Origin of the sequence: Pedobacter psychroterrae (assembly GCF_004331695.1) — a bacterium.
Lineage (GTDB): Bacteria > Bacteroidota > Bacteroidia > Sphingobacteriales > Sphingobacteriaceae > Pedobacter > Pedobacter psychroterrae.
Map to the genome: position 1 here is coordinate 301129 of NZ_SJSL01000001.1, position 14027 is coordinate 315155.

Consider the following 14027-nt stretch of genomic DNA (forward strand, 5'->3'; position numbering starts at 1 on the left):
CCATAATTAAACAGAAAAATAGACCATCAGCATAGCTTTTATTTCATCCGGCTGAAACGGTTTGAGTATATGCCCATTTATTCCTGAAGCTTCATATCTTTCATGTTCATCCTCCAGGGAGGAGGCTGTGAGCGCAATAATGGGAACAGATTTGAAATGACTGCCTGGAAGATCCCTGATAATGGCAGCAGTCTCAAAACCATCAATTCCTGGCATTTTAATATCCATAAAGATCAGGTCATAGGTATTTTTCATTACCTTTTCAATTGCCTGACGGCCATCAGCAGCAAAATCCAGATCAAAACCCCATTTACTTAGTATTCTTTTGGCTATTAAAATATTGATTTCATTATCATCTACTACCAATAGCTTTTTATTAATAAATGCAGGCAATTTATCTCGCAGTCTGATGGTTTTATCCTTATCTGAGACTTTGTTAAAGCAGATAGAGAAGGAAAATGCGGTGCCTTTACCTTCTTTACTTTTTACCTGTATATCAGAATTGTATAGCTTCAATAATTTTTTGGTGATAGCAAGGCCTAAGCCTGTTCCGCCATACTTTCTGGAGATATCCGGCTTTGCCTGCGTAAAGGCTTCGAAGATGTAAGATTGCTTATCTTCCGGAATGCCTATACCAGTATCCTTTATTTCAAAATTTATCAGTACATCCTTTTCTGTTTCGGCTATTTGTTTTGCTACGAGCTTTATTTTACCATAATCTGTAAACTTGATGGCGTTTCCCAACAGGTTCATCAGGATCTGGTATAACCTGGTTTTATCACCCAGTACATTTGCAGGAATAGCATCATCAATATCGAGTATCATATTGTTACTCTTTTTAATGGCATTGATCTGCAGTGAATTTATGATATCAGTGGTCAGCGTGTGTATGCTGAAGGGAATAGACTCGAGCTGCAGATTGCCGGTTTCGATCTTGGTGAAGTCGAGGATATCATTGATGATGTTCAGCAGGTTTTCGCCAGAGAACTTAAGGATATTCAGATCCTCTATCTGGGAAACCTTAGGATCGTTTTCGAGCAGCAGATGGGTCATGCCAATAACGGCATTTAATGGTGTCCTGATCTCGTGGCTCATTACGGACAGAAACATTTCCTTGGCTTCGCTCAGCTGCAGGGCCTGTTCCTTGGCATCCAGCATTTCCTGTTCGGCCTTTTTCTTGTCTGTAATATCAATAATGATCTCTACTTCGATGTCTATATTACCTTCATTATTCAATACAACTGTATTGTAAATAGAGAGCCAGATTGGCTGATTGTTTTTTCTATAGCATAAGAGGTCGACGGTGAAGGATTGATTCTGCTTGGTCAGCAGACGGGCTTTATTGAGCAGTTCAATATCGGTTTGAGGTCCGGCAATCAGATCACCCAGTCTTTTGCCTTTCAGATCATCGAGGGTATAACCAGTGATATTCTCAAATGCATCGTTTACCCAGGTTACATGGTTATTGGCGTCATTGATCACTACTGCATTGTTGACCTTACTGGCAACGAACGACAGTTTCATGAGCTCATTTTCAACACGTTTACCCTCTGTAATATCCCTTCCGTAGGCATACCAGCGATCTGACTTGGTGACCATGCTCCAGCTGATCCAGCGTAAGGCACCCAATTTAGCGGTCATTCTGAAGTCGACCTTAAACTCTTTTTGTCCATGCCTCAGCCCCTCTTCAATAAGCCCCCTGCTACTGCTGATATCTTCCTCACTGCAAAATGTCCAGATACTTGTCCCTATGGCTTCATCAACAGAATATTCAAGGATTGTGGTAACTGCGTCATTAATGAATAAGATTTTCCCGTTGCGGTCGAGGATACAATGAATTTCGGGAGAAACAGTAGAAAGGTTTAACAGATCTTCAAAACGCTGGGTATTGACTTTAAGTTCAGCGGTTTTCTTCCTTAAGGTCATGTGGGTAATGATCTCACGCGCTAGAATCTGCAGACCTGCTTCTTGTTCTCCTGTCAGCTTATTTGGCTTTGTGTCGAACACACTGATTGCTCCCAGCTTATATCCTTGTGCGTCGAGTAAGGGTGCCCCGGCATAAAAGCGGGCATAAGGAGGCCCGGTCACACCCGGATGTCCTTTGAAGCGTTCATCTGCTAAAGTATCTGGGACCTCCAATATTCCCTCAGACCGAATGGTATGATCGCAAAAGGAATTGCCTCTCGGCATGTCAGGAGGGTCCAAACCCACCACGGATTTATAAAAGAGGCGCTCTTCATCAATCAATGTAATTAAGGCGTTGGGGACATTGCATACCAGACTTGCCAGCCTGGTAATATTATCGAACTCATGCTCTGCCGGAGTATCGAGAATATTGTATTGGCGCAACGCCTTTACGCGGTCATGTTCATTGATTGAGGAAGAATTACTGCGCGCTCCTGACATTTATTTTTGGTAACCCCGTTATTTATATAAAGGGAACCGGCTTACCAGTTCTAGCACCTGTTTTTTTACTTGCTGGAGATTATTTTCATCCTCGGCATTGGTAAGTACCTGATCAATAAGATCAACAATTACCTGCATATCTTCTTCTTTAAAACCCCTTGTAGTAATGGCGGCTGTTCCCACACGGATTCCTGATGTTACAAATGGAGATTTGTCGTCAAAAGGAACCATGTTTTTATTCACGGTAATATCTGCTTTTTCAAGGGCATTTTCAGCAAGCTTTCCGGTTATATTTTTATTACGTAAGTCGATCAGCATTAAGTGGTTATCTGTACCACCTGAAATTATCCCATAACCTTTGGCCACAAATGCTTTGGCCATGGCCTGTGCATTGGCTTTTACTTGTGTGATATAAGTTAGGTATTCATCGCTTAAGGCTTCGCCAAAAGCAATGGCTTTGGCTGCAATGATGTGCTCCAGCGGACCACCCTGTGTACCCGGAAAAACTGCCATGTCCAATACTGATGACATCATACGGGTTTCTCCTTTTGGTGTTTTTAATCCAAAAGGATTTTCAAAGTCTTTGCCCATCATGATCATACCTCCGCGCGGGCCCCTTAAAGTTTTGTGCGTTGTGGTAGTCACAATATGGCAATGCGGAAGTGGATTGGCCAGTAAACCGCGGGCGATAAGACCGGCAGGGTGAGAAATATCAGCCATAACCAGCGCGCCTATTTTGTCAGCAACACTGCGTACAAAAGCATAATCCCATTCCCTTGAATAAGCAGAAGCACCTACAATGATTAGTTTGGGTTTTTCTGCTAAAGCTACCTCTTCCAATTTAGCATAATCTATCCTTCCGTCTTCTTTTTTGACTCCGTAAAATAACGGATGATATAATTTACCAGAGAAATTAACCGGTGAACCGTGGGTAAGGTGACCGCCATGAGAGAGGTCAAAGCCAAGTATTTTATCTCCGGGCTGTATCACTGCCAGCATTACTGCGGCGTTGGCCTGAGCTCCTGAATGCGGCTGAACGTTTACCCATGCTGCACCAAAAAGCTCCTTTGCACGCTCGATGGCTATGGTCTCTACCTCATCTACAACCTGGCATCCACCATAATACCGTTTGCCCGGGAGGCCTTCAGCATATTTATTAGTTAGACATGAACCTGCCGCTTCCATCACCTGCTTGCTTACAAAATTTTCTGAAGCTATCAGTTCAAGTCCATTTTCCTGACGGTTCAATTCCCTGTCAATCAAATCAAAAATTAAAGTATCTCTTGTCATTTATCGAAGTATATTTTTGTAAAATTAAGATTTTCCTTCTTAGTTTGGTAACAAAATACCTTACTTTGTAGTTTCTATTCTATAATTACTGCATGGAAGACATTAACAGTCCCTTATTATTACCACATATTAATTATCCTGCTGATCTAAAGCAGTATAAAGAACAGGATCTGGAACAAATCTGCAAGGAACTACGCCAGTTTATCATTGATGTGGTGAGCGTAAACGGCGGGCATTTTGGAGCCAGCCTGGGGGTTGTTGAGCTAACTGTTGCTTTGCACTACGCCTTAAACACGCCTTATGACAAGCTTGTCTGGGATGTTGGGCATCAGGCCTACGGCCATAAAATCCTCACTGGACGTAAATCTGTATTTCATACCAATAGGATCCTTAATGGGATCAGCGGTTTTCCTAAGATCAGCGAAAGCGAATATGATACTTTTGGAGTAGGTCATTCCTCTACCTCAATTTCGGCAGCATTAGGAATGGCTGTGGCTTCTCATTATAAAGGAGAAACCGGCAGACAGCATGTGGCCGTGATCGGCGATGGTGCCATGACAGCAGGACTTGCTTTTGAAGGCCTGAACCATGCCGGCATAGAAAACTCCAATCTGCTGGTGGTACTGAATGACAACTGCATGTCTATTGATCCGAATGTAGGTGCATTAAAGGAATACTTAACCAATATAACTACCTCCAAATCTTACAACCGCTTTAGGGATGACATTTCTAATGTGCTGATCAAACTCTCTGAGCTTGGTCCGAATGCCCATAAGTTTGTTAAAAAGATTGAGAAAAGTATAAAAGGCACCTTGCTGAAGCAAAGCAATCTGTTTGAGGCATTGAATTTCAGATATTTCGGCCCGGTAGACGGGCACGATGTAGTGCGGCTGGCACAGGTGATCAAAGACCTTAAAGATATTCCCGGTCCCAAACTGTTGCATTGCGTAACGGTAAAGGGTAAAGGCTTTGCCCTTGCCGAAAAAGATCAGACCAAATGGCATGCCCCGGGCCTTTTTGATAAGATTACAGGAGAGATTAAGAAATCTACAGCAGTTAAGCCACAACCACCTAAATACCAGGATGTTTTTGGCCATACATTGGTTGAGCTGGCGGAGGCTAATCAAAAAATTGTGGGCGTAACACCGGCCATGCCTTCAGGATCTTCGATGAATATCATGATGAAGGCCATGCCAAACCGTGCTTTTGACGTAGGAATTGCCGAACAGCATGCAGTAACTTTTTCTGCCGGGTTGGCAACACAGGGACTTATTCCGTTTTGTAATATCTATTCAAGCTTCATGCAAAGGGCTTATGACCAGGTAATCCATGATGTAGCGATCCAAAATCTGAATGTGGTGTTCTGCCTGGACCGTGCAGGCCTGGCTGGAGCCGATGGCGCGACACACCATGGCGCTTATGACCTGGCCTATATGCGCTGTATACCAAATATGACTGTTGCTGCCCCTATGAATGAAGAGGAGCTGCGCAATATGATGTATACTGCACAGCAGGAAAACATGGGGCCCTTCTCGATCAGGTATCCGAGAGGTAATGGTGTACTTGTGGACTGGAAACGTCCGCTTAAGACCATTGAAAAAGGGAAAGGCAGAAAAATTTGTGACGGTGAGGATGTGGCGATACTTACGATAGGACATGTTGGTAATTTTGCAGTTGAGGCTTGTCATGAGCTGAACAGTCAGGGAATGCATCCTGCACATTATGATATGCGTTTTGCAAAGCCCCTGGATGAGGCCATGCTTCATGAGGTTTTCACACGGTACAAACATGTTGTCACGGTTGAAGACGGCTGTTTACAAGGCGGTATAGGGAGTGCCATACTTGAATTTATGGCCGACAATCAATACCACGCACAGGTAAAACGACTGGGTATCCCGGATGAATTTATAGAGCATGGCGAACAGGCAGAGCTCTGGGCTTTGTGCAATTATGATACAAATGCCATCATCAATGTGGTGAAGAAATTTGCGGTAAGCCGGACTACAAAGACAATAGCCTCTTAACAAGATGAGTTTTAGATGAGATGAGTTTAAAACACGAAACATCTGTAAAACCCGACCCACAACTGATAGAAATCATTATCAATCATCTTAGTTATTATTACCCCATGCCTGAGCCTTTAAAGGCGGGCCTGGCAGAGAAGCTATTTGACCTCAAGGTAAAAAAAGGCGAGTACCTGCTGGAGCAAGGTGAAAAAAGTGAGTTTTTTTATTTCATTATTAAAGGCATCATTATCGGCTATACCACCCGTGAAAATAAAAAGCTCACCACTTATATCTGTACAGATGGAGATTCGGTCTCGTCAATTTCAGGTATGTATGGCGAGAGTCCATCAGAAGAGAGCATTTATGTGGTAGAAGATTCACACTTGATCGGATTGCCTACACAGGATTTGGTCTACTGGCTGAACAATTCGTTTGACATGAATGTGATCATCCGGAAGATTCTGGAATCCTTTTATAAATCTGCACATGAACGGTCTACCCTGGTAAGAATGGGAACCGCAGAAGATAAATATCAGTATTATCTTTCGATGGCACCAAACCATGTAAACCGCATACCCTTAGAATATATTGCTGATTACCTGGACATCAAACCCCAGACACTTAATAAGATCTTGAAAGACCGGAAGAAGGAGAACAAGGTGACCATTCAGCATAAATGCGATCTGATTGATAAGTATATGCTGGAACATCAGGCATTCAAACAACAGGGTTTAACGCTTTCTATGGTTGCAGAAGCACTATCTACACCCGCGCACGAACTTTCCCATATTCTAAATATTCACTATAAAAAAGGCTTCAACGCGTTTGTGAATGAGCACCGTGTTAATTATATAAAACACAAACTTAAACACGAGTCTGACTGGAAGCATTTAAAGATCGAGGCCCTGGGAATAGCAGGTGGCTTTTCATCCAGAAGCTCATTCTTTTCAGAATTTAAAAATCTGGTGGGTATGACGCCTGCTGAATATGCTAAAGTCCAAAAACCAATCTAGTCCAATATTATAAATCGGGACTCAATAACTCTGAATATCTTTGTTTTGGGTTAATTAATAGCTTAAGTTTGCCTTCATAATCAACGCCCTGATTTCATAATAAAATCATCTGTTAACTTTAACATAATGACAAATTCACAAACCAGTTTTTTGAATGTTGACAAGCAATACAAAAAATGCCCATACTGTAAAAATGGGGACCTTGACACCAGGATAAAAAGAGGCAAGCTTGTTAAATCGTTTCTGTTTTGGTTAGACCTTAAAAGGTATTCTTGCAGCTCTTGCGGCCGCAAGGTCTATTTGATAAACAAAACTCAACAGGAAGCATAAATTAAAAAGGGCCAGCAAAACCTGCCAACCCTTCTATAATTATTATTTACCTAAATTTCATCTATCAGCATCCACCATATAGATAAGCTCTTATTTATTATAGGCAACAAGCCCACTATTTAAAAATGTCAAATAATTAGCAACGTCATAGTTTGCTCCCTGGGCTTTTACTAATTGCTGCCCGGTGGCCGGATCCAGCAGCACATAAAATGGCTGAGAATTGGACAAAAACTTCCTGGTCTGCAGATCACTCCATTTTTTCCCTATGGTATTTAATATTTTACCTTCAGGAGTCGTTATTTTATCAGCTTCTTCCAGTTCTGATTTGTCGTCAACGTAAAGCTGTATCAGCACATAGTCCTGGCTGATCAATTTTAATACTTCCTTATCAGGCCAAACAGTGGTCTCCATTTTTCGGCAGTTTACACATGCATGCCCTGTAAAATCGATCATGACAGGTTTATTCACTTTTTTGGCATAGGCCATTCCTTCTTCATAATCAAAGAAAGCATCCAGTTTTAACGGAGCATGGAATTTATCAGCATATTTGTGGGTTCCGGATGATCTCTGCGCGGATGAATTTCCACTCGATAATGATGCAGTGTACAGGTCAAAATCCTGAGTGTGCTGGGGAGGCAGAAAAGCAGAAACTGCTTTCAGGGGCGCTCCCCACAGTCCTGGAACCATATAAAGGCTAAAAGACAATACAACAATCGCCATCATCAACCTTGGCACTGAAATAAAAGCCAGCTGACTGTCATGAGAAAACCTGAGTTTGCCAAGTAAATACAGTCCCATAAGGGTAAAAATTGTGATCCATAACACAAGGAAAATCTCCCTGTCAAACCATTCCCAATGGTAGGCAAGGTCTACATTACTTAAAAACTTTAGGGCGAATGCCAGCTCTAAAAATCCAAGTACCACTTTTACGCTATTTAACCAGCCTCCTGATTTTGGCAAAGCGTTCATTGCCGAAGGAAACAAAGCAAACAAAGCGAAGGGAATAGCAAGCGCAAAGGAGAAACCAAACATTCCTATCGCCGGACCCAGCAAAGCTCCACTTGTAGCGGCATCAACAAGGAGGGTACCTATGATAGGGCCTGTACAAGAAAAAGAAACCAATGCAAGTGTACCCGCCATGAAAAACAATCCTGCTACACCTCCCTTATCTGAATTTGCATCCATTTTATTCACCCAGGAGGATGGTAGGGTAATCTCAAAGGCTCCTAAAAAAGAAGCACCGAAAACAACAAGCAACAGGAAGAAAAAGAAATTAAAGATACCGTTTGTAGATAAACTGTTTAATGCATCGGCCCCAAAAATTATGGTCACCAGCAGTCCAAGTACTACATAGATCAAAATAATGAAAAACCCATACAAAGAGGCCTTACCGAATGCGCCCCCTTTATTGGCCCCCTTGGTAAAATAGCTTACCGTAAGTGGCAACATAGGAAAGATACAGGGCATCAGCAATGCTGCCAACCCACCGATAAATCCGGCAAGAAAGATCCCCCACAGAGAACTCTCTGTCTTTGTGCTATTTACATCATTAGCAGGAACGATCGAAGTGATTGTGGTGGTGTCTTTTTTAACAGCAGTTTTAACAGCCGTGTCTGCAGGTGCATCAGTGATCTCAGTAAACTCGAGGTCATCCATTGAAATAGTGTCTGTTTGCATGGCAAAGGAGGGCTGCACAGCAACAAACATCAGCAGACAAAAGAAAAATAACAGTATTGGTTTCATTATTTAAGGCGGCTTATTGGTTGATAATTGATAAACTCTGTGTATGGTGTGAGATAACCATCCTTAACCGGTTCCTCTCTCATCAGGTCTGTACTGAGGTACTTTTTATTACTGTCTGAGAAGATCGTAACGACACAACTGTCAAATCCAAGCTCCTGCTGCAGCTTGATAGCGCCAATTACGTTGGCTCCGGAAGATATACCCACGGCCAACCCCAGCTGACTTGCCAGTTTTTGGGCCATTAGTATGGCATCACCATCATTAGCCTGTATTACGCTGTCCAGTTCATCCAGCTTTACAATCTGCGGTATAAACTCGTCAGAGATGCCCTGAATCCTGTGACTGCCTACTTTATAACCCGTAGTAAGTGTTGGGGATTCAGCGGGCTCCAGAGGGTGAATTTTTATGTGTGGATTCTGATCTTTCAAATACTTGCCTGCACCCATAATGGTGCCTCCCGTACCTACTCCGGCAACAAACGCATCTGGAATCAGATTATTCAGTTTCAGCTGTTCCCATATTTCTACTCCGGTAGTCTGCTCATGTGCCAGCGGGTTGTCAATATTTTCAAATTGACGCGGTAAAAAAGTGTGGTTGTTTTCTTTTGCCATTTCCTCAGCCAGCTGAATGCTACCTAAAAAACCTCCCTGCTCCTTGCTGATCAATATGACCTCTGCTCCCAGGCTCTTAATGATATCAATCCTTTCCTTACTAAGCCAGTTGGGCATAATGATCTTAACAGGATGGCCCATTGCTTTACCTATTGCCGCAAATGCAATACCTGTATTACCACTGGTAGCTTCAATAACAACATCGCCGGGTTTAATTTTACAATGCTTATAGGCATTGTATAAAGTAAACAATGCTATTCTGTCCTTTATACTTCCGGTAAGGTTATAATGTTCGCACTTTACATAGATCTTCCCTTTACTTCCTTTGTAGGTGTACTGTAATTCCAGCATGGGTGTATTGCCGACCAAATGCCATAGGTCTTCAAATTTATGCTCCAGATCTACGGTTAAACAGGCTGACTCCATCGTGCTTGTTGACATGGCTGTATATTTATGAATAATAAGTTAGTTATTCGGTAAAACTCCATATTTCAATTCATAATAACAATGATTATCTATAAATCCGTAAATTTTATGGAAAATATTAGTTATTTTACACATATTTACACTTTGGCTATTTAGATACTACCCATTACCGTTTTTTTTTCGACTATGCAAACAGAACTTGATCCTACTGACATTGAGCTTTTAAAGCTGTTGCAAATTGATGCAACCCTTACCAATAAGGAACTCGCATTTAAACTCAATAAGTCGATCGCTACTGTCCATGAAAGGATACGTAAGCTAAAAGATCAGGGCTATATAAAACGAGTAGTAGCAATCCTCGACAGAAAAAAAATAAACAAAAGCCTTATTGCTTTTTCTCAGGTATTGTTAAAAGAGCATACAGCAGATACCCTGTATGCATTCGAACATGAGGTTGCGAAGTTCAGTGAGGTGATGGAATGTTTTCAAATGACAGGAGCCTTTGATTTCATTTTACGCATAGCGACAAGTGATATGGACACCTATCATCTGTTTTTACGCAATAAACTGGCAACACTGCCTAACATCAGTACCGTACAAAGTTTTTTTGTATTGTCTGAAACTAAAAGCGAAACCGCTTATCCGCTGTAAACACTGTCATTGCTCCCCAAACCAGCCCGTTCGTCCAAAGTGATAACTTACACCAATACTCATAAAAGTAAAGATGTCCGGCACACCTTGTTTTTCCAATGTACCGTTAAAATCATAGCTATCCAATCCTTCGCCAGAAACAATGTTGCCCTGGAAGTTTAAATTGATCATTACGCGGGTAACGTCGAGTTTATCAGGGATATGTATATTTATCCCAGCCATTAATGGAACAAACATTTCTTTTGATCGGTCATAGCCTGGAAATTTAATGCCCGTTGAACGTTGATATCGAACGGGATTATTATGCCTGTTCTGAATTCCGCCTATACCTGTACCTACATACAATCCTTTAACAATATTTAAGAACGTACTTTCTTCATAGGCTACGAATGCGCCCAACTGAAGTTTTACATTCATATCAATTGAATTAAAATCATTTATGAACTGCCGTTCGTACTTGTCAGTATACACGTCTCCACCCACAATTTGACCTTTCTGATAGTTCAGGCCAACATTTATAAACTGGTTCAAATAATAAGAAAACTCAACTTTAGTCGCAAAAGCAGTTGAATTGTTAAAAATATCAGCGTAGGAATGAGTAAGGCCCCCTCCCGCACCTACACTCATTTTATAGAAATCTGCTTGTGCAGCACAACGCAGCGAACTTAGTAAAACAAAAGTAATGGCAAGGCAAAAGGCTAAAAAGTTATATAAGGGATGTTTAAACTTCAAAATAGCGGCTCTATAATTCTTATTATGTACTTAACATTAATAATTGGTTAATAGTATACAAACTTAACAATTATAGAGCCGAAAATAGATTTTTATATTATTCTACGGTAACAGACTTAGCCAGGTTTCGTGGCTGGTCTACATTACAGCCTCTTAAAACAGCTATATGGTAGGAAAGCAACTGTAAAGGTATTGTTGCAAGCAAGGGCAAAAATGCTTCACTGGCATCAGGGATCTCTATTACATAGTCAGCCATTTTCTTTACTTCCGTATCGCCCTCAGTCACAATCGCCAATACGATACCTTTCCGGGCTTTTACTTCCTGTATATTACTGATCACCTTCTCATAAGAAGAGTTCTTAGTGGCAATAACCACTACCGGCATCTCTTCATCAATCAGGGCAATAGGTCCGTGTTTCATTTCTGCAGCAGGGTAACCTTCTGCATGTATATAGGAAATCTCTTTCAATTTCAAAGCGCCTTCCAAAGCAACAGGGAAACCACTTCCTCTTCCCAGGAACAAGCAGTTTCTGGAATCTTTAAATTTATGGGCAATTTCTTTGATCAGATTGTCAGATTTTAAAGCTCTCTCAATCTTCTGAGGGATATTGTCTAGTTCCGTCAGCAGTTCCGAAAGTTTGGAACTTGTTAAGGTACCCCTTTGCTGAGCTAGGTGAAATGCAATTAGTGTCAACACCGTTACCTGCGCTGTGAATGCTTTGGTAGAGGCTACCCCGATCTCAGGACCGGCATGGGTATATGCACCCGCATGGGTAAGTCTGGGTATGGAAGCGCCTACCACGTTACAAACACCAAATATGGTAGCTCCTTTTTCCTTAGCCATTTCAATAGCAGCCATGGTATCAGCAGTTTCTCCAGATTGAGAAATGGCAATTACCACATCCTTTTCAGTAATGATCGGGTTCCTGTACCTAAACTCTGAAGCATATTCAACTTCTACAGGAATTCTTGAATACTCTTCAATCAGGTATTCACCCACCAATCCCGCATGCCATGAAGTTCCGCAGGCAACGATGATAATCCGGTCTATATTCTTTAACTTATCGGCGTATTCGCTGATACCTCCTAATTGAACACGTCCTTCATTGGGATAAATACGGCCCCTTAAACAATCGCGCACCGAACGTGGCTGCTCATAGATCTCTTTAAGCATGAAATGCTCATAGCCACCCTTTTCCAGCATTTCCAGCTTCAACTCCAGTTCATGAACATACGGAGTCTGTACCACATTGTCTAAACGCTTTATCAACAGTTCTTCCCTGGTCACATAGGCAATTTCGTTGTCGTTCAGATAAATAACATTTTTGGTGTATTCTACAATTGGCGTGGCATCTGAAGCAATAAAGTATTCTCCTTCACCTACCCCAATCACCATAGGGCTTCCTTTTCTTGCCGCAATCAGTTGATCTGGCTGATCCTCATCCATCACTACAATGGCATAGGCACCATTTACTTCATGTAAAGAAAGCCTAACTGCTTCCAGAAGGTCAACATTATCCTTCTTATAGATCTCTTCAATCAGGTGAATCAGAACCTCCGTATCGGTATCACTTTTAAATTCATGACCGCGGCTTTCCAGTTCTTCTTTAAGCGTAGCGTAGTTCTCAATGATGCCATTGTGTACAATGCTCAATTTTCCGTTGTCAGAAGTATGTGGATGTGAATTCCTATCCGAAGGCGCACCATGAGTTGCCCACCTGGTATGGCCCATCCCTACAGTGCCAGTCAGGTCCTTGCCTTCGGCAAAGTCTTCCAGTTCTTTAACCTTTCCGGCTTTTTTGTAAATGTTCAGATCGTCTTTATTGATCAGCGCGATCCCGGCACTGTCATATCCACGATATTCTAGTCTTTTCAGACCTTTAAGTACTATAGGCCAGGCTTCTCTCTGACCGATATAACCAACAATTCCACACATAGGTAAAGTATAAGTATTTTTTTATTTAATTATTTTTAATAAGTAAGCACCATAGCCACTTTTAACCAGCGGGGTGGCGATAATGCGTAATTGTTCTTTATCAATATAACCCATTCTATAGGCGACTTCCTCGATACAACCGATCTTTAATCCCTGCCGTTCTTCAATCACTTGTACAAACTGTCCTGCCTGCATCAGGGAGACAAATGTGCCGGTATCTAACCAGGCTGTTCCCCGGCTTAGTACACCAACTTTCAATTTGTCCTGTTCCAGGTACACTTTGTTTACGTCGGTAATCTCATATTCTCCGCGGGGGGAAGGTTTGATGTTCTTAGCAATCTCTACAACAGTATTGTCATAAAAATACAGTCCCGGTACCGCATAGTCAGATTTTGGGTTCAGTGGCTTTTCTTCAATTGACATGGCCTTTTTATTTTCATCAAATTCCACAACCCCATAACGTTCAGGATCAGAAACGCGATAAGCAAAAACTATACCACCCTCCGGGTCAGCGCTTGCCTGAAGCAATTTGGCCATCCCATCACCATAAAATATATTATCTCCTAATACCAGGGCAACTTTATCTTTACCAATAAAATCCGCCCCAATCACGAATGCCTGGGCCAGTCCGTTTGGTTGTTCCTGAACGGCATAAGAAAACTTACAGCCTAAACTACTCCCATCTCCCAGAAGCTTTTCAAAATTGGGTAAATCATGGGGGGTTGAAATGATCAGGATTTCGTTAATGCCTGCCAGCATCAAGGTAGATAAAGGATAATAGATCATCGGTTTATCATACACCGGCATCATTTGTTTGCTCATCACCAGTGTTAGCGGATGCAATCTCGTACCGCTCCCTCCTGCTAAAATGATTCCTTTCATA

General features: G+C 41.9%; 10 protein-coding genes. 3 read left to right on the forward strand and 7 right to left on the reverse strand.

Translation table 11 applies throughout. The annotated features are described in order from the left end of the window. Positions 1–6 precede the first annotated feature (6 nt). Both EZ437_RS01300 and glyA read right to left on the reverse strand, forming a co-directional pair. Positions 7–2406 carry a PAS domain S-box protein gene (locus tag EZ437_RS01300; protein ID WP_131592397.1) on the reverse strand — a complete coding sequence of 800 codons (2400 nt, stop codon included), beginning with the start codon at positions 2404–2406 and terminating at the stop codon, positions 7–9. Positions 2407–2424: 18 nt separating this feature from the next. Further along, on the reverse strand, positions 2425–3696 hold the full coding sequence (gene glyA, locus EZ437_RS01305; protein WP_131592399.1) for a serine hydroxymethyltransferase: 1272 nt from the start codon (positions 3694–3696) through the stop codon (positions 2425–2427). Between the two features lie 92 nt (positions 3697–3788). On the opposite strand from glyA, the gene dxs reads away from it, so the two are divergent. Beyond that, positions 3789–5720 (forward strand): 1-deoxy-D-xylulose-5-phosphate synthase, encoded by a 1932-nt coding sequence (gene dxs, locus EZ437_RS01310; protein ID WP_131592401.1) that lies wholly within the window; start codon positions 3789–3791, stop codon positions 5718–5720. Between the two features lie 20 nt (positions 5721–5740). Then, complete coding sequence (locus EZ437_RS01315) at positions 5741–6715, forward strand: Crp/Fnr family transcriptional regulator (RefSeq protein ID WP_131592403.1); 975 nt, start codon at positions 5741–5743, stop codon at positions 6713–6715. 420 nt (positions 6716–7135) lie between these two features. Here the strand turns inward: EZ437_RS01315 and EZ437_RS01320 are convergent, their stop codons facing one another. Both EZ437_RS01320 and EZ437_RS01325 read right to left on the reverse strand, forming a co-directional pair. Next, positions 7136–8788 (reverse strand): protein-disulfide reductase DsbD family protein, encoded by a 1653-nt coding sequence (locus tag EZ437_RS01320; protein WP_131592404.1) that lies wholly within the window; start codon positions 8786–8788, stop codon positions 7136–7138. Continuing rightward, positions 8788–9840, reverse strand: a complete 1053-nt coding sequence (locus EZ437_RS01325; protein WP_131592406.1) for a PLP-dependent cysteine synthase family protein — start codon at positions 9838–9840, stop codon at positions 8788–8790. The genes EZ437_RS01320 and EZ437_RS01325 overlap by 1 nt, the downstream gene beginning before the upstream one ends. A 171-nt stretch (positions 9841–10011) precedes the next feature. On the opposite strand from EZ437_RS01325, the gene EZ437_RS01330 reads away from it, so the two are divergent. Continuing rightward, the gene (locus EZ437_RS01330; protein WP_131592408.1) at positions 10012–10476 is read left to right on the forward strand and encodes an Lrp/AsnC family transcriptional regulator; all 465 of its coding nucleotides are present in this window, start codon (positions 10012–10014) and stop codon (positions 10474–10476) included. A 6-nt stretch (positions 10477–10482) separates the two neighbouring features. Here the strand turns inward: EZ437_RS01330 and EZ437_RS01335 are convergent, their stop codons facing one another. From EZ437_RS01335 to rfbA, 3 genes are all read right to left on the reverse strand, one after another. After that, on the reverse strand, positions 10483–11208 hold the full coding sequence (locus tag EZ437_RS01335) for an outer membrane beta-barrel protein (protein WP_131592410.1): 726 nt from the start codon (positions 11206–11208) through the stop codon (positions 10483–10485). 97 nt (positions 11209–11305) lie between these two features. Further along, positions 11306–13144, reverse strand: coding sequence for a glutamine--fructose-6-phosphate transaminase (isomerizing) (gene glmS / locus EZ437_RS01340; RefSeq protein ID WP_131592412.1), 1839 nt, complete (start codon positions 13142–13144; stop codon positions 11306–11308). Between the two features lie 21 nt (positions 13145–13165). Beyond that, positions 13166–14026, reverse strand: a complete 861-nt coding sequence (gene rfbA, locus EZ437_RS01345; protein WP_131592414.1) for a glucose-1-phosphate thymidylyltransferase RfbA — start codon at positions 14024–14026, stop codon at positions 13166–13168. Between the last annotated feature and the right edge of the window lies 1 nt (position 14027).